This is a genomic window from Rhodanobacter umsongensis (assembly GCF_042654965.1).
GTDB classification, from domain to species: Bacteria; Pseudomonadota; Gammaproteobacteria; order Xanthomonadales; family Rhodanobacteraceae; genus Rhodanobacter; species Rhodanobacter umsongensis.
On record NZ_JBHSMK010000009.1, the window covers coordinates 682,772 to 701,670 of the forward strand.

At 63.2% G+C, this 18,899-nt stretch carries 16 protein-coding genes; 2 read left to right on the forward strand and 14 right to left on the reverse strand.

All coding sequences use genetic code 11. The features are described from left to right. Positions 1-24 precede the first annotated feature (24 nt). Positions 25-1,257, forward strand: a complete 1,233-nt coding sequence (locus tag ACFPME_RS15800; RefSeq protein ID WP_377306622.1) for a hypothetical protein — start codon at positions 25-27, stop codon at positions 1,255-1,257. 60 nt (positions 1,258-1,317) lie between these two features. Beyond that, positions 1,318-2,118, forward strand: coding sequence for a lysozyme inhibitor LprI family protein (locus ACFPME_RS15805; protein ID WP_377306624.1), 801 nt, complete (start codon positions 1,318-1,320; stop codon positions 2,116-2,118). 139 nt (positions 2,119-2,257) lie between these two features. Here ACFPME_RS15805 and ACFPME_RS15810 read toward each other — a convergent pair whose 3' ends face one another. The 14 genes from ACFPME_RS15810 to tssC all read right to left on the reverse strand — a co-directional run bounded on the left by ACFPME_RS15810 (position 2,258) and on the right by tssC (position 18,899). Next, positions 2,258-3,628, reverse strand: a complete 1,371-nt coding sequence (locus tag ACFPME_RS15810; RefSeq protein WP_417715025.1) for a tetratricopeptide repeat protein — start codon at positions 3,626-3,628, stop codon at positions 2,258-2,260. Positions 3,629-3,730: 102 nt separating this feature from the next. Further along, entirely contained in the window at positions 3,731-4,018 is a 288-nt protein-coding gene (locus ACFPME_RS15815; protein ID WP_377306625.1) for a PAAR domain-containing protein, read from the reverse strand. Positions 4,019-4,107: 89 nt separating this feature from the next. Then, positions 4,108-5,271 (reverse strand): lipase family protein, encoded by a 1,164-nt coding sequence (locus ACFPME_RS15820; RefSeq protein ID WP_377306627.1) that lies wholly within the window; start codon positions 5,269-5,271, stop codon positions 4,108-4,110. 37 nt (positions 5,272-5,308) lie between these two features. Continuing rightward, positions 5,309-5,848, reverse strand: coding sequence for a DUF6795 domain-containing protein (locus ACFPME_RS15825; RefSeq protein ID WP_377306794.1), 540 nt, complete (start codon positions 5,846-5,848; stop codon positions 5,309-5,311). A gap of 205 nt (positions 5,849-6,053) precedes the next feature. After that, positions 6,054-7,067 (reverse strand): hypothetical protein, encoded by a 1,014-nt coding sequence (locus tag ACFPME_RS15830; protein ID WP_377306629.1) that lies wholly within the window; start codon positions 7,065-7,067, stop codon positions 6,054-6,056. A gap of 80 nt (positions 7,068-7,147) precedes the next feature. Beyond that, positions 7,148-8,257, reverse strand: coding sequence for a phosphatidylinositol-specific phospholipase C domain-containing protein (locus tag ACFPME_RS15835; RefSeq protein WP_377306630.1), 1,110 nt, complete (start codon positions 8,255-8,257; stop codon positions 7,148-7,150). Between the two features lie 180 nt (positions 8,258-8,437). After that, the gene (locus ACFPME_RS15840; RefSeq protein ID WP_377306632.1) at positions 8,438-9,313 is read right to left on the reverse strand and encodes a hypothetical protein; all 876 of its coding nucleotides are present in this window, start codon (positions 9,311-9,313) and stop codon (positions 8,438-8,440) included. A 234-nt stretch (positions 9,314-9,547) separates the two neighbouring features. Next, complete coding sequence (tssH, locus tag ACFPME_RS15845; RefSeq protein ID WP_377306634.1) at positions 9,548-12,280, reverse strand: type VI secretion system ATPase TssH; 2,733 nt, start codon at positions 12,278-12,280, stop codon at positions 9,548-9,550. A 117-nt stretch (positions 12,281-12,397) separates the two neighbouring features. After that, positions 12,398-13,420: a type VI secretion system baseplate subunit TssG gene (gene tssG, locus ACFPME_RS15850; protein ID WP_377306635.1), complete on the reverse strand. Its 1,023-nt coding sequence runs from the start codon at positions 13,418-13,420 to the stop codon at positions 12,398-12,400. Continuing rightward, positions 13,384-15,267 carry a type VI secretion system baseplate subunit TssF gene (gene tssF / locus ACFPME_RS15855; RefSeq protein WP_377306636.1) on the reverse strand — a complete coding sequence of 628 codons (1,884 nt, stop codon included), beginning with the start codon at positions 15,265-15,267 and terminating at the stop codon, positions 13,384-13,386. The genes tssG and tssF overlap by 37 nt, the downstream gene beginning before the upstream one ends. A 6-nt stretch (positions 15,268-15,273) precedes the next feature. Then, the gene (tssE, locus tag ACFPME_RS15860) at positions 15,274-15,777 is read right to left on the reverse strand and encodes a type VI secretion system baseplate subunit TssE (protein WP_377306637.1); all 504 of its coding nucleotides are present in this window, start codon (positions 15,775-15,777) and stop codon (positions 15,274-15,276) included. An 18-nt stretch (positions 15,778-15,795) separates the two neighbouring features. Further along, positions 15,796-16,587: a type VI secretion system accessory protein TagJ gene (locus ACFPME_RS15865; protein WP_377306639.1), complete on the reverse strand. Its 792-nt coding sequence runs from the start codon at positions 16,585-16,587 to the stop codon at positions 15,796-15,798. A 199-nt stretch (positions 16,588-16,786) separates the two neighbouring features. Beyond that, positions 16,787-17,281 carry an Hcp family type VI secretion system effector gene (locus ACFPME_RS15870; RefSeq protein WP_181524731.1) on the reverse strand — a complete coding sequence of 165 codons (495 nt, stop codon included), beginning with the start codon at positions 17,279-17,281 and terminating at the stop codon, positions 16,787-16,789. 124 nt (positions 17,282-17,405) lie between these two features. Continuing rightward, positions 17,406-18,899, reverse strand: a complete 1,494-nt coding sequence (gene tssC / locus ACFPME_RS15875) for a type VI secretion system contractile sheath large subunit (RefSeq protein WP_377306641.1) — start codon at positions 18,897-18,899, stop codon at positions 17,406-17,408.

Consider the following 18,899-nt stretch of genomic DNA (forward strand, 5'->3'; position numbering starts at 1 on the left):
CCCCCGAATGCCCGCCACGGCGTCTTGCGAACGGCATTATTTACCATAACGGGGCGGCGTGCGGGAGGTGGCGCGTCAGAACGACATTTCCAGTCCCGCAGCCAGCGAGGGGCAACGGCGGGCGACCACCGCCGCGATGCGGGTAGACTGCGCAACCAGGCTCAATCGGGAACCGGAACCCCCATGGCCCATTTTCAGACCACCCATCCTGGCCACACGCGTGCCACCGCCCAGCAGCCGGTAGCCGGCCACGTTCCGGCTGCGCGCAAGGCCCACCGCGGCCACGCGCCGGTAGCGGCCGCGAAGCAAAAGCCGGCAGCCCGCGCGCCGGACGCCGCGGCCTCGGCCAAGGCCGACCTTGCCGCCATGGCGATCTATGCGTGGAACGGCACCTTCGACCGGATCAAACTGCGCAATGGATTCATCACGCACTTCGGCAAGGATCCGCATTTCGACATCGAGGCGATCCCGCACCTGGAGCTGCTTGTGGGGTTCATGGAAAACGATGGCCGCATCAAGGACATCCGCTGGATGGCCTATATGCTCGCCACCGCATGCCTGGAAACCACACATCCGAAAAGCGAACCCAAGGCCGTGCTGGACAAGCACGGCAAGCCGCAAAGAGACAAGAGTGGCAAACCGCTGGTGCGGTCCACGACGCGATGGGTGATCACCATGTCGCCGGTTCCCGAGGTGGGGCGGGGAGCAAACCGCAATTATTTCCTGGCGGTCAAAGTCAAAGCGCTGCCCGATGGCCAGGCGCGTGTCACGGAACAGGATGGCGACCAGTTCACGGTCACCGCAAAGGGCTCGCAAGTGGCCATCAACAAGGGCGCCAGCATGGGCGCGAAGCCCGGCACGAAGGCGGCGAAAGCCTATGCCGATGATGACGGCACCGAACAGCGCTATTACGGCCGTGGTTATGTGCAACTGACATGGTGGTCCAACTACGCCTCCGCCGGCGCAAATCTGGACATGGGCCTGGACTTGCTGCTGAATCCCGAGCGGGTGCTGCAACCCGAGACTGCCTACAAGCTGATGGCCTACGGGATGCTGACCGGCAAGGGTTTCGCCAACGGCCACACCTTGGCCAGATACTTCCATGGCGCGCATACCGACTATGTCGGCGCGCGGCAGATGGTCAACGGCCATGACAAGGCCGCGATCATTGCCAGGATGGCGGGCAATTTCGAAACCATCCTGATCCAGGCCAAAGCGCAGGCCTCGGCTGATACCCCGGACACCCATGCTCCCTAGCCATCGATCAGGCATGCGCCTGCGCCTGTCCGGCGCACCTGCTGCCGCCGGAGAAACCCGATGATTCCGACCATGCCGCGCTCTTGTGTTCGGGCTTTGTCCTGGCCTGTGGTCTGGTTGCTTGCCGGCTGCGGCGCGAGGAGCGCTCAGGCGACGACTCCGCTTGCTGCCCTGACGGGCACGTGGGAGGTGGTTCATGTCGCGGTGGACCACCGGGACCAGCCGCACTGGCTGTACTTCCCGGAGGATCCGCGCCTGCTTGGCAGGTCGGTATCGATCAGCGCCTCGGCAATCAGCATCGATAACAATACGCGCGATTGCCAGAACCCGTCAGTCACTGCGCTACCGAAAGCGGGCTTGCAGGAATTCATCAGCCAACGGTTTGCACGGCCGCCGCAAGAGGGGACGCCCACGCACCCCACCCTGTCCGATTTCGAGCTGGCTATGGCAGATGCCGCCGTTCTTCCGGAACAGATCGGCTGCAGCAACGGAGCGTCCGAATGGAACGCCTCATGGATCGTGCCCGTGGCACCCGACCATCTGCTGACGAACTACGATAATTCGGGTTTTGTACTGGTGCTTGAGCGCCGAAATGCAGCGAGCCCGATCAAGCCGTCGTTCGCCTGCGCCAAGGCCCAAAGCGCCGCCGAGCAGGCGATCTGTACATCGGCGGCGTTGGCTGGCTACGACCGCAGCGTTGCCGCGGCCTATCGGCGCGCTCTTTCGCTGGCTGGCGAAGAATCGGCCGACGTGCGTCGGGAACAGACTCATTGGCTCACGACCAGGAACGCCTGCGGCGGCGATGCCGGGTGCCTGGCCAAAAGCATGCGCGAGCGCACCGACCAGCTGATGCAGCAATAGAACCGGGCCGAAAGCGACGTGGTGAACGCCTGCCTTCAGCCGATTCACACCGTCGGGCAACCCTGGACGATCCGCCGCCTTGACCGCGGAGTCGCCCATGCGCGGGGCCGGCGGAACACGGTGAACTCGCGCGCCCCCGCTATCCGAATCCGTGCCCGCGCTTGCGGGCCAGCACGACCCAACCATTCACCGGCTGCCCTACCTCCTTGCGCAACGCCGATGGGGCAATGCTTACCTCCACGAAACCTGCCGCATCCAGCACGCGTTCGACATAGCCGCGCGCATGCCGATAGCGACCGCTGGACGCCAGTACGGGACGGTCCTGGTCGCCCTCCATCGCCTCGAGCGTGAAGGCCACCCGGCCGCCAGCCCGCAGCGCCGCAGATGTCGCTGCAAGCACCTCGGCCAGATCGCCGAAGTAGACCAGCGTGTCGGCGGACAACACGACGTCCCAGGCCTCCGGGTGATCCTGCAGATACGCCGTCAGTTCGGCCACTGCCAGTTCGTCGTAGCCGCCGCGCAGACGGGCTTTGTCGAGCATGCCGCCGGACAGGTCCACGCCGTCCAGCCGGCGCGCATGCGGCCTGATCAACGGACCGCACAGGCCGGTACCGCAACCGGCATCGAGCACATCAAGCGCGCCTTCGGCCACTCCGAGCACGCCGATCAGCGCGCCGACCAGGACCTGCGGCGCACGATAATCCAGGTTTTTCAGCAACTGCTCGTCGAAGCTTTCGGCGAACCGATCGAACACCTCGCGCACATAGGCGTCGTCCGCCCGCGGCGGCGCAACTTCGCCGCCGCACGCAGCGAGCATGTGCCTTGGCACGGGGTTCTCCGGCTCACGGACGAGCCAGTCGCGATAGGCACCCACCGCCTCATCCTGCCGGCCCAGCATGTACAGCGTCACACCCAGCGCATCGAGGGCGCGCACATTGCTGGCGTCGCAGCGGATCGCGTCCCTGAAACAGGCCACAGCCTGCTCCAGATCTCCGATTTCGTTCACGTGCCTGCGCAGGTACATGCCCATCAGGTAATGCGCGAGGCTGAGCTGCGGCGCCTCCTCAAGCAGCTTGACATAGGCTTGCAATGCCTCCTCGAAGCGCTCCTGGGTCTCCAGCACCAGCGCAAGATTACTCAGCGCGTCATGATGCTGCCCATGGCATGCCAACGCCTGGCGATAGCAGGCCTCGGCCTCGGCGAGTTCGCCGGTTTCCTTGTGGATGTTGCCGAGATTGTTGTGCGCATCGGCATGCAAGGGGGTGGCCCGCAAGGCCATCCGGATCAGCCGTATCCCTTCATCGCTGCGCCCTCGCTGATGGCACAGCACGCCGAGAAAATGCAGTGCATCGGGCTGCCCGGCCTGCGTTTGCAGCGCCCTGCGGTAGAACGCTTCCGCTGCATCGAGCTGCCCTGTCCGATGCAGCTCGACCGCCTGGCGCAGCATGGCGACCACACCGTGATCGACACCCGCCGCATGGCGCTTGTGCCGGGCACGGCTGACGGGCACCCTCCTCATCCCGGCACGCGCAGGCTATTCACGATCGGCCTTCCAGCTGCCCTCATTGCCATCCTCCATGTCGCTGGCGTCCATACCGGTTGCACGCCGCCTTCAGCTGATCAGCACCGTGGGACAACCCAGCACGATGCTTCCGCCATGCGCCGTCACATCGCCCATGCGTGCGGCGGGCATCTTGTTGATGAGCACCTTGAACGAGCCCATCGCGATGACATCGGGCGGCCCCACGCAAGTGGCCATGTCGCCGACCCGCGCAGCGGGCAGACCGCCGACCAGTACCGTCACCGCGCCGGGCGGCAGGATCGGGCCGCCCACGTGCGGCACCACGCCCGTCACCATCGGACAGACATGCATATCGGTGATTCGCGCTGCTGGGGGCATATGGGTCTCCAGTGATGATGGGTCGATCGGCGACGCGGGCCGCCATACCTTCGATGATCTGCGGCCGGGCACGTCACCCGTCCTGGCTGCTAACCCGTAAACGTCTCCACGGCACGCAGCGCCACCGTGGCGATGAATCTGAACAACAGGCCCAGTACGTACTGCACGAAGCCTACCGTGATGTTCACGCCGGCGCCCACAACGCGCCCCATGAACCGCATCGCAGCGAGCATCAGGTTCCTGACCATGCCCGCCAGGCGGATCGACTGCAGCGCGCCGCTGTAGAGCAGCCGGGCGAGACTGTCGATGATGGTGGCGCCGCCTAGCAGCGTTAGCCCCGCCGCGTTACCCAGTTGCTTCAGGATCCAGTCCAGCGCGGACAGGATAAGCCGCAGCGCGGTGGCCGACAGCATGATACTGATGCCACCGTTGTCCGCCGCCTCGGCCAGCCACGCCTCGGCGCTCTCCAGGCTGCCAAGTTTCGGCTGCAGCACCGGCAGCGACGCCCACGAGGATTCCCCCACCGAACGAATGTATTCGGGCATCAGGTGGGCATCCACGTTGACCCGCTTGCCTGGTCCCTTCATGGCATGGGCGAGCGACCGGCACGGCACATGGCTGTACGGGAAGATCGGCACCATCGGTACCGGATCGGTGTCGTGCCATGCGCGGTGGATGTTGCCGGCGCCGAGCTTGCCGGTGAGGTATTCGGCGTGCAGCTCCACGCCGGATCGCGGCGCACCGAACGTGTAGAGCTTCAGACCGCAGCCGGTGTCGCCGAGGCTGTCCGCCATCAGCGTGGCGATCGCCCCACCGAGACTGTGGCCGACAATGTGGATGGTGGAAACATCGTGGCGGCCGCGCAGCTCGCTTCTTACCTGCGGCAGCAGCGACTGGGCAGCAGCCCAGAAGCCGGCATGCACCGAGAAGCCGCTCGGCCCGCGAACTCCCGCCATGCGGGCATTCGTGATCCAGTCGCAGGCGCTGGTCTTGAACGTGCCGCGCACCGAAATCAGGCATTCGCCTTGGCGCGGGCCCTTGCCGAAGGCGACGTAGCCGAAACCCGTCCGTTGCTGCAGCGCGGGTGCACCGAGGCCGGTCACGCCGGTCAGGCGCACGCCGCCGCGCAGGTCGAAAGCATCGCGAGCCTTGGGTGCGGCGGTCGCCACATCGAGCATGTCGGTCGACAGGCGCAACGCGTATGCGCTGTTGGCGATCTCGGCCGATTCGCCGGGTGAAAGTTCCACTGACATCGTCGTTCCCCTCCGTCGTGGTGAGCAGGCTCCGGATTCAGGAAGCCCGGCATATTCCGTAATGCGTTCCTTCGAAATCGGGCTCGCGCGACAACTCGCAAACCAGATCCATGCGCCTGCCGTCCAGCTCCGAATTTTCCTCGTAGCTGTTCTTCGTGTGACGCCATGCGGGGTAATCGACGCCGTTGTAGCGAATGAACAGCTTCTGCAGGATCACCGGCTGGTGCGGAACCACCCGCAGTGCTCCCGCGGCGTGCTCCAAGGCAGGGAACGAGAACCTGCCGTTCCCGTCGCTTGTGGCTACCCGCGCGGGAATCTCATCCTTGTTGTCAGACCATACCGCCTCCTGCCGGATCTCGGCACCGGCCACCGGCACGCCGTCCTTGAGCACGGTGCCGTGAACCTCCGAGAAAAGAACCAGCCGCGATGACGCTCCCATGGCACACCCTCCAGAAAAGCCGAGTAACAAGACTGCGGCAACCACCATGCCGCGGGCAAGGCTTCGCGGTGCAAAACTGCCCGGGCGCGGTGCCGCTTCATCTTCATTGCAGACCGGTACGGCCCCCTTGCCCTTCATCACGTGAAATCTCCTTCGACACTGCCCGCGCCCATGGCAGCACCGGCGGGGCAAGCCCGGCTTGCCACGGCGCGTGCAGGCACCGTCATGGATCGCGTGACCACCGGCGTTGGACTGTGGCATGCCGAACGCAGCTGCCACCAGACCCGGCGCACTCGCCATGCAAAGCGCCAGGCGACGCCACCCTGTTGTCGACCGGATCACCTCAGCTCAGCCCGATCTGCTTCATCGCCTTGCTCTTGATTCCCGCGAAGAAGCCCTTCTTGGTGTGCGTTCCCTTGTCGCTGCCCAGCCCTTCCAATTGCAGCCGCGAACTGCTGATGTTCTTGGTGGCGATCTTCAGCATGGGGTCCATCTGTTTCCTCTTCATCAGTTCGACCTTGTCCATCCAGCCCGGCAAACCGATGTCGGCGATGAACATGTTGGCCACCGCCGACGTATCGGCGCACGTCAGCAGGTAGCAGCCAAGGATCGGGCACTCGTTGAACACCGTGAGGTTCAGCGTGCTGGGCGCCGCCAGCCGCTTGTTGCCGGCGCGCATGTCCTTGATGTCCAGGCCCAACCCGTAGAGCTGCAGGCCCAGGCTGGCCAGTGAATTGGCGATACCGATACCGGCCGTGGTGGCGGTGCCGAAATCCGCGAAAAGCCCACCGATCTTGGCGCCGGTGGCAAGCGTCTGCTGCCCCAGCTGCACCGAGTGTTTGGCGAGATCGCGCTTGATGATGATCTGGATCGCCTCGGCCGCCGCACTGGGGTCGCCCAGCCGAAAACCGGCCTTGTAGTCGTCGCTCTTGTACAGGTGATAGCCATCCTCGGCCACGGCCTTGCCGGCCTTGACCAACTTCACACCGCTGGTCACCACCCCGAGAATCGGGGTGATCTCATGCACCAGGTTCGCCAGCACCTCGCCGGTGATGGCCGCGATGACCTCGTGGATGTTGTCGACGTCGGCACACTGGACGATGAAATCCTGCACCGCCTCCTTCATGCCCGGCACGCTTGCCACCGTACTGGCGGCCTTGCCGCCTTTTGCCAGCTTGTTGCCCGACGAGACGATCTTCTTGCCCGTGGACAACACCTGCTTGGCCGCTGACAGCTGGCTGCTGGTGCCGAACTTCAACTTGGTGCCGCCGAACATGTTGACGACCAGTTGCTGGCGTGCGCGTGCCAGCTCGCCCATGGCCTTGAACTCGCCCATGCTTAGTGGTTTGGATGGCATGAGTTGCCCCTGGATTGGTTGTGTATTCAGGCTCTGCCGGATAGCGCAAAGTGCGCGCAACCCCGCCCCTCGGCCATCGACTAGACGTTGAAACTGACGGTGTTGCCCGGCTGACCGATGCTGCCGTTCAACTGGATGATTTCCGCCCGGGTCAGCAAATTCAGGTCGTAAATCGTCTGACCCTTGTGTTCGTCCGCAAAATCGACCATGACGAAATTCGGCAGGTAGATCTGAAAATTGGTGGCGTGAGAATCCATCGGAAAGGCTTCCGGCACGCTGTTGCTGAGGTAGTTGTAACCACCTTCGGCCCATAACGATTTCAGGCGCAGTTTTGAGCCCGTCGTCCACGCCTTCTTGTCGCGCCCCTTGATGCTTCGCACCATGCCGGTCTGGGTCCAGTACATCATGCGCAGCACGTTGCGCGAGTAGTGCGCGGTGTTCGCATCGCCAAGAATCCTGCGCTGCTTGTCGATGTTCTCGAGGAACTTGCCCTTGACCGGTGCGTTCAGCGCGTACTTGGACGGTTGGGCGATCGAGGTGCCGCCCTTGCCGTAGTAGACCAGCCCGTTGATGGTGTCCGGCATGGTGCCATGGGGATACAGGCTGACGATCTGCGCCGCTCCGTCAGCGATGGTGGCGCCCGCATGGCTCAACGCAGCGAACCCGTCCGGCATGAAGGCGCATACCACCTTGCCGGCCATGTCGCTGAGCGTGTGGTTGGCGAGGTTGCCGGTCTTCTTGTAGATACGGTTGCCCAGTTTGTTCTGGCAAGCCTCCAGGATCAGCTCGTAATTGGCTGACTTGTCGAACTTGAGTATCAGGAATTCGGTCTGGTACTTGTCCACGAAACGCTTGGCGCCGTCGAGGATGTCGTCCAGATCCATGCCCCAATCGCCGAGAACCATGCGGGTGACCTCGATATTCCGGGTGACGCCACCGACGGTTTTCGATTTCATCTCGGGCGTGTTCTTGCCGTGGAACGCCGAAAGCTTGGCGCCGCCATGACCTGTCCGCTGCCCCGAAATACGGACATCGAAAATCCGTACGCCGCATTTGGCCTGATGGTAGATCGACTTGTTCTGGGTACGCGCCCGGATACCGCCCGAGGTGATGGCGGCGTCGTGACTGCCGAGCATGACGATCTCGTTGACCTTCTTGTTGGCGCCCAGGAGATGGTATTCGATGGCCAAGTTTTCAGTCTCCTTCGGGTGGGAATGATGCGCAGAGCCGGAGCAGAACCCGCCGCAATGACCGCACGGTCATCGTCGCCGCCAGCTGCATCGACACGTAAAACCGGCAATGGTCATCGGTACCCAATCGAATTCTGCAGGGCAAGCGATCCGGTCACGACACTTCGGCTTTCCTGCGCCTTACAACATGCTTATCGTCGGCACGCCAAACGTGCCTCCGGGATTGACGAGCGTGCTCATCAAATCCCTGAAATCGGTGGCGATCAGGCTGAAGTGCCGCGGATATAGCGTGGATCCACGGCTCGACACCGTATTGTTCATGATGCTTTTCGTGCCGAACGGCTGCTGGTTGTAGATCGCGGCGTCGACCGCCACGCCGTTGTACCGGGTCGTCAAATATTCGTCCGGAAGACCGATCGTGTGGCCGAACTCGTGCGGCACTGCTTCGCTGTCGTGGGCGCCCCATTCGAGCATGTTGGGTGTGCCGTGGAATACGGCGTCACGGTCCACGTCGCGCAATAGCGCGGTCTTTTTCCAAAGCGGCCATGCAATATCGTAATCCGCAGCTTTGATGCTTGGCACGCCCAGCGCCTCCACGTGGAGGCGCCGGGCGGCATTGTCCGCTCCGCTATCGATGGAAGCGATCAGCCCCACCATGCCTGGTGTGGGCCGGCACTGCACCGAATATTCGGCGTTGGCATCGTTCCAGGAAATTTCGAAAAGAATCCTTCTGGTGTGGGTCTTCAAGGTGCCGCCGGTCGTCTCATTGATTGACACCGCCGCCTTGTCGCTCCATACGCGTTTGATCGCCATGGACCAGCGGGTTGCCACCTCGGCCGTAAAACCGCCGCCTCCGTCGGTTGCGCCTATCAGTACCTTGACCGTCAGTGCCGTGGATGTGGCGGAAGTCGACAGTTCGTACACCGCCGGCCATGTGCTGACGCCATCGCCATAAGTGACGCCACCCTGCTCCTGCGTCCAGATGTGCCGGTAGCGCTTGGTGCTTATCGCCGATGCCGCCGCACGTGCCGCGAACTTGGTTGCCAGCTCGTTCATGCTCACTCCCCCTGACTTGGTTCATCCATCCCAATCGAAACGAAACTCGAAGACCTTCTTCGGCCGGCAGGCCGGCGGACTGCGCTCGCCACATCCGGCCCGCCAGCGTGCATCGCCCGAGGTCCTGCCCGCATTGCCAGCCTGTACCCCACTGGAGATCTCACTCTCGGCAGGGCATGTGGCAGTCGGCAATGCCCGGCAACAATGAGCGGAAATCTGCAGCCCGACCGAGTCTCAACCGAACCCGTAGGAAAAATTCCCATCCTCAACGCGCACCTGCACCTTCGCCACCTGTTCCCCCTCCATCATCCTGGTCAGGAACGCGCGCGAGATATCCGGCAGCATCGAATTGGTGAGGATCGCGTCGATCATGCGCCCGCCGGACTCGGTCTCGGTGCAGCGTTCGACGACCAGCCTCACCACGGCCTCGTCGTACTCGAACGGGATCTTGTAGCGGGCTTCCACGCGCTTCTTGATGCGGTTGATCTGCAGCTGGACGATCTTGCCCAGCATCTCCGGGCTCAGCGGGTAGTACGGGATCGTCACCAGTCGACCCAGCAGTGCGGGCGGGAATATCTTCAGCAGCGGCTCGCGCAACGCCTTGGCCATGCCCTCATGGTCGGGCATCAACTCCGGGTCCTTGCACAGACCGGCGATCATGTCGGTGCCGGCGTTGGTGGTGAGCAGGATCAGGGTGTTCTTGAAGTCGATCTGGCGGCCCTCGCCGTCTTCCATCACGCCCTTGTCGAAGACCTGGAAGAAGATCTCGTGCACATCCGGATGGGCCTTTTCGACCTCGTCCAGCAGCACCACGGAATACGGCTTGCGGCGTACCGCCTCGGTCAGCACGCCGCCCTCGCCATAGCCGACGTAGCCCGGAGGCGCTCCTTTCAGAGTGGAGACGGTGTGTGCTTCCTGGAACTCGCTCATGTTGATGGTGATGATGTTCTGCTCGCCGCCGTAGAGTGCCTCGGCCAGCGCCAGCGCGGTCTCGGTCTTGCCGACGCCGGAGGTGCCGGCGAGCATGAACACGCCGATCGGCTTGTTCGGGTCGACCAGCCCCGCGCGCGAGGTCTGGATGCGCTTGGCGATCATCTCCATCGCGTGGTCCTGGCCGATGACGCGTGCGCCCATCAGCTTGGCCAGGTTCATCACGGTCTCGACCTCGCTCTTGACCATGCGACCCACCGGGATGCCGGTCCAGTCCGACACCACCGACCCGACCGCCTGCTGGTCCACCGACGCCAGGATCAGAGGGTGCTCGCCCTGCAGCTCGGCCAGCTGCGTCTGCAATCCCTTGAGCTCCTCCAGCGCCGCGGCACGGTCGGATCCTTCAAGCGCGGCCGCGCCTTCCGCCGCCGCCTCCTTGTTGGCCGACTCCTCCAGCGAGCTGCCGGTGCCTTCGACCGGCGCGCTGGTGCCGCGCAACCTGGAACGGATATCGAGAATCTTCTCGACCAGCTCCTTCTCCGTGATCCAGTTTGCCTCCAGCGTTTCCAGCCGCGCCTTCTGCGTCGCCAGCTTTTCGCTGGCGGCTTCCTCGCGCGCCGCCACCTCGACGCCGACGTTCTTCTCGCGGCCGATGATGCCCAGTTCGGTTTCCAGCGCCTGGATGCGCTTGCGGGTGTCGTCCACCTCCGCCGGCACCGCATGCTGGCTGATCGCCACGCGTGCGCAGGCGGTGTCGAGCAGGCTGACCGATTTGTCCGGCAGTTGCCGTGCAGGGATGTAGCGATGCGACAGCTTCACTGCGGCCTCCAGCGCCTCGTCGAGGATCTGCACCTTGTGGTGCTTCTCCATCACGCTGGCGACGCCGCGCATCATCAGGATCGCCTTCTCCTCGCTGGGTTCGTCGATCTGCACGGTCTGGAAGCGGCGGGTCAACGCCGGATCCTTCTCGATGTGTTTCTTGTATTCGGCCCAGGTGGTGGCGCCGATCGTGCGCAGGTTGCCGCGCGCCAGCGCCGGCTTGAGCAGGTTCGCCGCGTCACCGGTGCCGGCCGCGCCGCCGGCGCCGACCAGGGTGTGCGCCTCGTCGATGAACAGGATGATCGGCCGGGTCGACGACTGCACCTCCTCGATCACCTGCTTCAGGCGGTTCTCGAATTCGCCCTTCATGCTGGCGCCGGCCTGCAGCAGGCCCACGTCGAGCACGCGCAGCTGCACGTCCTTCAGCGGCGGCGGCACGTCGCCGATGGCGATGCGCATGGCGAAGCCCTCGATCACCGCGGTCTTGCCCACGCCGGCTTCGCCGACCAGCATCGGGTTGTTCTGGCGCCGGCGCATGAGGATGTCGACCAGCTGGCGGATCTCGTCGTCGCGGCCGACGATCGGGTCCATCTTGCCGCTGCGCGCCTGCTCGGTGAGGTCGATGGTGAACTGCGCCAGCGCTTCCTGTTTACCCATCTGCGCCGGCGACATCGCGCCGCTGGCATCGCCCGGCGCGCTGCCGCCGCCCATGCGGAAGCCGTCGTTCGCAAGCTGCCCATCCTCCGGTGAACCGGCGACGACCTCGGCGAACTTATCCATCAGCGCCTCGGGCTTGACCTTGTCGAACTCGGCCGAAATGTTCACCAGCGCATTGCGCAGGTTGCGCGTGCGCATGCAGCCGACGATCAGGTAGCCGGTGCGCACCTGCGCCTCGCCGAACATCAGGGTGGCGAACACCCAGCCGCGTTCGACCGCTTCCTCGACATTGCTGGACAGGTCGGAGATGGACGAGGAGCCACGGGGCAGCCGATCCAGCGCGTCGGTGATGTCGCGCGCCAGGTTCGAGGGATTGAGGTTGAACTGCTTGATGATCCGATGCAGGTCGGAGTCCTGCAGTTGCAGGATCTGGTGGATCCAGTGCACCAGCTCCACGTACGGATTGCCGCGCAGCTTGCAGAATACGGTAGCGCTTTCGATGCCCCGGAAAGCCAGCTTGTTGAGCTTTCCGAACAAGGCGCCGCGACTGATCTCGGCCATGGTTGTTGATCCTTTTGGGGTAGTTGTCGATCCGGTTGCCTTTGGTGTGAAGCCAATCCGGTGTTGCGAATTCTTTTCGGTTCGTGCCGGCGATGCGGTGCAGGCCCGTGCGCCCAGCTAGCCCACCGGTTTCAACACGACATCATCGACATCGGCACTCTGCTTCGGCTGTCCCATCCAGGTGGTCAGGCCCATCCGCCCGTTCTGGCCCAGCCGGGTCGCGGGCACGTCGTTCCTTTTGAGCACGAGTTGGACATCCCATGCCTTTTCTTCGCCGACATAGGTTTTCACTGCGGCAACCAGCTGGCTGAGCGCTTTGCCGCCCGGCAGGAAATTGTTGAACTCGGCACGGCTCAGCGGCCCCAGGCGCAGCCGAAAGCGCTGCTGGCTGCCCCATACATATTCGCCGGTGACGGCGGTGAGCCCCAATGCAGCTACCTCGGCAGAGCCGCCGAGCCGAAGGTGGGACGTCGGCGGCAGCCGCATCCATTCGGCCACAAACTCCACAATGCCGACGGGAATGCGGAAGAACCGCTCAAGCAACCCCTTGAGACCCTCGGCGTTGCGCGTCTGCTGCAACAGACGGCCGGCAAAAAAGCGCTTGAACTGATCCGGCAGCGCATCGCGGTCGTCGAGGTTCGGCGTGGCCAGGCCCACCATCGCGCCCATATAAAGGCGAAAGCGATCCTCGGATGGGCGGTCCAGGTGCACCGTAGGCTGCGAGTCGGCCCAGGCCCGATAGAACAGGCTCATCATGCGATGATGAAAAATGTTCGCAAACGCGCTGAAGGTGGAGTCCTTCGCGTTGATCTGGCGATCCAGGGCGTATTCGGTGAGGTGCAACGGCAGCGGCGCGTTGGGTCCGAACAGCCCGAAGAACAACCCATGCAGACGTGCCGGTTTGCCGGCGCCGCCCGGCTGATAGCGATCGACCGTCTTCGGCGCAAACGCCAGCGACGGCGTCTGGCACAGCCGCACGAAATCGTCCGTCGCCTTGGCCGAATGGCCCAGCCGCGGCCACTCGGGAAACGCGCACTCGAGCCTGCGGGCGGCATCGAAGAACTCGAATGCCTCCGGGTGGTCGCGCAGCGCGTTCTCCAGCGCTACAGCATCTGGCGTGTTCCCAACCGGGCGGGCCATCGGGCGACCTCATTGCGTTCCAGCGTGCGCAGAACGGTTTCTGTGAAGGAATTGATGGAGACGTAACGCGTGAAGAACTGCTGCATCACCGCGCCCAGAAGAAAGGAACCGGTGCCTTCGAACGCGCCGTCATCGCAGGTGAGCGTGATCTCCAGGCCGCGGCCGAACGTGATCGGGCCCGGCACGGGCACGCGACGCACGATGGGTTGCGAGCTGACCGTCTTCACGCCCTCGATCTGGCGCAATGCCGCCGAGTCGAATTCGTCGCAATACAGTGTCAGCATTTCGCGCAGGGCCGACGCGCCTTCGCCGCTGTTGTTCTCGAGCAACGACACGTAGTTCAGCTGCAGGTGGCTGAGCAATCGCCATGCGGTTTCACCGGTGGCCACCGATGCGCGGGGCTTGGTCGGCCCGGCCACGCAACGGATGGCCTCCACGGGTGCGCCGGTTTCCAGCGTGAAATCGGTCTTGGATTTGCCTACCGGCATCTGCAGTGGCAGGTCGCGATTGGTGCACATCAGTTGCATGCCGAGTTGGCGCAGCTGTGTGGAATAAGGCGCTTCGCTGGAGTCGACCAGCGCAATGAACATTTCATTGCCGATGTAACTGGAACGCGCACCCTGCCGCTTCTGACGGGACGAAATCAGCCTGGGCTCGCGACGGATGGTGTAGTAGGCGGAGTGCTGGCTGTGCCAGGTGCGCTCGTCGCAGCCGTAGAACGGCAGGAAGCGTTGCTCCGGCTCCTGCTTGTCGCCGAAGCCCTCCACGTTGCCGATGCTGTGGATCTCGAAATCCATCGGCCGTGTTCGGTCGGCGACGATGTGATACTCGGCTTTGCCCTGTTGCAGGTGGATACGATCGGCGCGTCGCGGGAACAAGTTGATGGCTGGCGTGCAGAACAAACGGAAGTTGCTCACATCGACCGCATTGTGGAGGCTTGCCACGCTGCGATCGAGCAGCACGACGATCTCGAATTCGCTCCCTTTGGAACGGGCCAGCACGGATTTCAACCCGGTGAATTCGGCAAACAGGAAGCGTTCGGGGCATGCAAAATATTCCTGCAGCAGCCGATAGCCGCTGAACGAACGGCCGCTGTAGGGAATCAGCGCCTCGTCGTCCTCGAAGCCCTTGCGATGGATGTGCGTGGCATCGAAGCTCTGGCTTATTTCGCCGGCGGCGCCCTGCGCCCGCACGATGAAGCTCACCGCGTTACCCAGAAGTTGTTCGTACAGCCGCTTGGGCAGCTCGTCCGCACCGGCAATGAACACCGGAAGACTGTCGAGCGCGAGCATGTTGGCCTGGGCGCCAGCGGTCACCCTGAACTTCAGTCGCAGGCCGGCCCGCACCGGCTTGCCCGCGGGCAACGCCACGCCGGCTGCCGCGATCGCTGCAGGTGTCTCAAAGTACTTCGCGTCGACAAGCTCCAATGGCCACAAGGTGACATCGTGGGCGGTGCGATATTCGCAAGCGGTGCGGTCGTCCTTTCCAGTCAGGCTGCGCAGCGCGGTGTGTCGGGCAACCGTGTGTCCGGCGAGCAGGCCGCTTTCCTTCAGATCCGGTTGCATCTGCACGACGGCCATCGAAGGGATCGGCGCAAGGTAGTGCGGATAGATCATCTCCAGCAGATGCTGGGTGAACACCGGATACTGCGCGTCCAGCTTGAGCTGGACCCGGGCCGCCAGGAACGCAAAACCTTCCAGCAAGCGTTCCACGTAAGGGTCGGCGCATTCGAAGCCCTCCAGCCCGAGGCGTCCGGCGATCTTGGGGTACTCGCGCGCAAACTCGCCGCCCATTTCACGGACGTGTAGAAGTTCCCGGTTGTAATAGCGCAGCAGGCGTGGGTCCATGATGGATCAGCCGAAGCCCTCCGTGACCTTGAAGTTGCCGGTCTCCAGGTCCACCTCGGTTTTCAGGTAGAGATTGAGCGGGATCGGCTGGGCCCACATCTCCGATTCGATGTTGAACCTCAACGCCTGGCGATCCATGCGCTTCTGATTGGAGTTCACCGTGACCCGAAGGGTGCTGGCTGTGAGCCGCGGCTCGAAGGCGAGAATCACATCCTTGATCTGGCGTTGCAGGGTTTCCGAGTTGATACCCGACAGCGACACGCCGGTAAGGTCAGGGATGCCGAAATTGAGCACCGAGCGCGTAACGTCGGGGTAATCGTCGAGATCCACGCTCACATCCAGACTTACGCAATTGAGCAACCATGAGACATCGCGCGTAACGCAATCGCGCAGCCGTGTGGCCGAGATCACGCGTTTCTCCCGACTTTCCTCCAACTTGCCCGGCTCGTCGTCGGTAAGACGATCCAGCAGCGATGGCTGAAGCCTTTCCTGGGTGGTCAACTCAGCCATGGCTCGCACGTATCTCCATCAGTTGGCGTCGAACGAGATCAGCCTGACATCGAGCAACGGGTACTCGCCTGCATCGGTGGCCAGCATCCGTTGACCGAGTCCGGTCTGGAGTCCCTCCTCGGCATCGATCCATTCCGTCTTGCGACCAAGCACCACGTCGCTGTCGCCGCTGCGCTCCGAGCCGGGGTAGCGGCCGGGGATGAATCCAATGGCCTTGCCGCCATTGGCCCAGGTGACTTCCACCGGTACCCAGATCTTGTCGCGAAGGTCCGTGGGCGCTTCGAATTTCAGTTCCCGCAGGCGCGAGAACGGGACCCAGGAATACCCGCCGTTAACGACGATTTCCAGGCAGGGTCCCAGTCGCGGGTCGGCGTCCGCGATCCATTCAAACCGGGTGCCATCGATGCTGCCACTCACGGCCATGGCCTGATCGAAGGCCTGGTCGCGCAGGCTGGCAGCCTGCCCGTGATGGCCTTCCGCGGTCAGCTTGAGCGCCTGCAGCAGCAGAGCCAGCCATTGTTCCGGCTCGCCTATGACTACCGGCAGACGCAAGCCGGCAAAGACGTCCGCCCGCACCGCCTCGCCTTTCAACGCCTCCGTATAGGCGCCAACCATCATCGCGTTGAGCGGCTCCAGCTCGCCACTGACATTCAACTGGTTGCGGGCTCGTTCCCATTGCCCAAGCAGGGCCAGCAACTGGAACAAAAAAACCCGGCGCTTGGCATCCGCCGGGTTGCTGCGGACTTCCACAGTCAGCAGTTGCAGCGCTTCATCGAGTCGACCTTCTTTGAGCTTGCTTTCGGGCGTCATTTCGTTTCTCGCAAGCACATCCGGGCGATGTCGATGACTCGCCCAATCAGTGGGGATGGATCAATGACCGGCTGAAACCTGCACAGGCTGTCCCCAACCGTCGCACGCCGGGACGGTGCCCGGCGTGCGACCTAAGAGCCGACTTGCCCATACATTCGCCGGAGGTTTCGGACTCCGGCCAGCAACGGAGGAGCTGGGTTCAGCTAACCGCCACTTCTTCGACGCTGTAACCCACGGTGCCTGCCGATGCCACGACACCCTTGTCGTTCTGTGCGAAGTACTCGACGTCGAATTTCGCAAAGCTGATCGAGATGTTCTCGGTCAGCATGTCTTCGCCACCGGACCCGCCCGTGCTGTAGCTGGTAACCATCGCGCTCGTGAGCTTGATCGTCAGGTAATCCTCCTGCTTGCCGCCAGCCTTGGACACCGCCAGCGTCACCGTGTCCATGTGGTCGCCGGTAACCAGCGCCTTGATGAACGAGGTCGAACTCTTGTCGATGTACTTGGTGATGCTGATGTCCTGCACATTCGCCTTGCCGGCACCACCACCGCTGCCGTGGCCGAACGAACCACTCTGCGACATCCCCCACGACCACGCCAGGACCTGAATCTCGTCCTTGTGCTTGGCATGCTTCGATTCGCCGGTGAACTTGACCGAACCGCCTTCCAATTTCAAATGCATGTCTAGTGCCATCAGAATTCTCCTGGACCATCTGTTTTAAGTTGAACCAGCCGGGCCGTGCGATCTTCATCGACAGCTGCTGGTGGTTGTCTTGCTACGTCGTACGCTTTGTGAAACCAGGTGACACCAATGCTGGTCAACCCTTCGCCGCGGACGGCAGACGGGACACGAGCCTCAGGGACACCGTCAGACCTTCCAACTGGTAATGCGGCTTGAGGAAGAACTTCGAGGTGTAATAGCCAGGCGCACCCTCGACTTCCTCCACCACGACCTCTGCTGCGGACAATGGTTTGCGCGCCTTCGTTTCCTCGCTGGAGTTCGCCGGATCGCCATCGACGTACTGCAGGATCCATGACGTCAGCCAGCGCTCCATCGCATCGCGGTCCTTGAACGAACCAATCTTGTCTCGCACGATGCACTTCAGGTAGTGCGCGAAACGGCAGCACGCGAACATGTAGGGAAGACGCGCACCCAGTGCGGCATTGGCCGTGGCATCCGGATCGTCGTACTCCTCCGGCTTGGCCAACGACTGGGCGCTGATGAAGGCGGCCATGTCCGAGTTCTTGCGATGCACCAGCGGCATCATGCCCATCTTGTCCAGTTCCGCCGAACGCCGGTCGGTGATCGCGATCTCGGTGGGGCATTTCATGTCCACGCCGCCATCGTCTGTAGGGAAGGTATGCGCCGGCAAGCCTTCCACGGCGCCGCCGGACTCGATGCCGCGAATGCGCGAGCACCAGCCGTACATCTTGAACGAGCGGTTGATGTTTACCGCCATCGCGTAGGCGGCGTTCTGCCAGGTGTACTTGGACGAATCCGCGCCGGCGGTGTCTTCCTCGAAATTGAACTCCTCGACCGGATCCGTGGCTGCGCCGTAAGGCAACCGGGCCAATGTGCGCGGCATGGTCAGCCCGATGTACTTGGCGTCGTCCGATTCGCGCAGCGAACGCCATGCGGCGTAATCCGGCGTGGAGAACACTTTGGCCAGGTCGCGTGGGTTGGCCAGTTCGTTCCAGCTGTCCATGCCCATCAGGGTGGAGGCCGCGGCCGAGATGAACGGTGCGTGCGCGGCGGCAGCGACTTGCGCGATGCCGGCAAGCAACTCGACATCAGGCGGGCTGTGATCGAAGTAGTAGTCGCCGACCAGACAGCCGTAGGGCTCGCCGCCCAGCTGGCCGTATTCCTCCTCATACATCTTCTTGAAGATCGGGCTCTGGTCCCAGGCCGTGCCCTTGTAGCGCTTGAGGGTCTTGGCCAACTCCTTCTTGGAGATGTTCATCACGCGGATCTTCAGCTGCTGATCCGTCTCGGTATTGTTGACCAGGTGATGCAGGCCACGCCAGGCGCTCTCCAGCTTCTGGAAGTCGGCGTGGTGCATGATCAGGTTGATCTGCTCGCTGAGCTTGCGATCAATCTCGGCGATATAGGCGCTGATGGTCTGGGCCACATCGTCGGACACGATGTCGGATTTGTTCAATACCTGCTCGGCCAAGGTGCGGACCGCGGACTCCACCTCTTCCTTCGCACGATCACTCTTGGGCTTGAATTCCTTGCTCAGCAGCGCAGCAAAGTCGCCGGCATCCAGAGTTTGTACGGCGCCGCCCTGTTCGGCCAGATTTTCGGTTGCCAT

Bases quoted from the DNA above. Each gene is read 5' to 3' on its own strand.
- ACFPME_RS15805 (WP_377306624.1), top strand. From the start codon at position 1,318: ATGATTCCGACCATGCCGCGCTCTTGTGTTCGGGCTTTGTCCTGGCCT.
- ACFPME_RS15815 (WP_377306625.1), bottom strand. From the start codon at position 4,018: ATGCCCCCAGCAGCGCGAATCACCGATATGCATGTCTGTCCGATGGTG.
- ACFPME_RS15820 (WP_377306627.1), bottom strand. From the start codon at position 5,271: ATGTCAGTGGAACTTTCACCCGGCGAATCGGCCGAGATCGCCAACAGC.
- ACFPME_RS15825 (WP_377306794.1), bottom strand. From the start codon at position 5,848: ATGAAGGGCAAGGGGGCCGTACCGGTCTGCAATGAAGATGAAGCGGCA.
- ACFPME_RS15830 (WP_377306629.1), bottom strand. From the start codon at position 7,067: ATGCCATCCAAACCACTAAGCATGGGCGAGTTCAAGGCCATGGGCGAG.
- ACFPME_RS15840 (WP_377306632.1), bottom strand. From the start codon at position 9,313: ATGAACGAGCTGGCAACCAAGTTCGCGGCACGTGCGGCGGCATCGGCG.
- tssH (WP_377306634.1), bottom strand. From the start codon at position 12,280: ATGGCCGAGATCAGTCGCGGCGCCTTGTTCGGAAAGCTCAACAAGCTG.
- tssG (WP_377306635.1), bottom strand. From the start codon at position 13,420: ATGGCCCGCCCGGTTGGGAACACGCCAGATGCTGTAGCGCTGGAGAAC.
- tssF (WP_377306636.1), bottom strand. From the start codon at position 15,267: ATGGACCCACGCCTGCTGCGCTATTACAACCGGGAACTTCTACACGTC.
- tssE (WP_377306637.1), bottom strand. From the start codon at position 15,777: ATGGCTGAGTTGACCACCCAGGAAAGGCTTCAGCCATCGCTGCTGGAT.
- ACFPME_RS15865 (WP_377306639.1), bottom strand. From the start codon at position 16,587: ATGACGCCCGAAAGCAAGCTCAAAGAAGGTCGACTCGATGAAGCGCTG.
- ACFPME_RS15870 (WP_181524731.1), bottom strand. From the start codon at position 17,281: ATGGCACTAGACATGCATTTGAAATTGGAAGGCGGTTCGGTCAAGTTC.
- tssC (WP_377306641.1), bottom strand. From the start codon at position 18,899: ATGGCAACCGAAAATCTGGCCGAACAGGGCGGCGCCGTACAAACTCTG.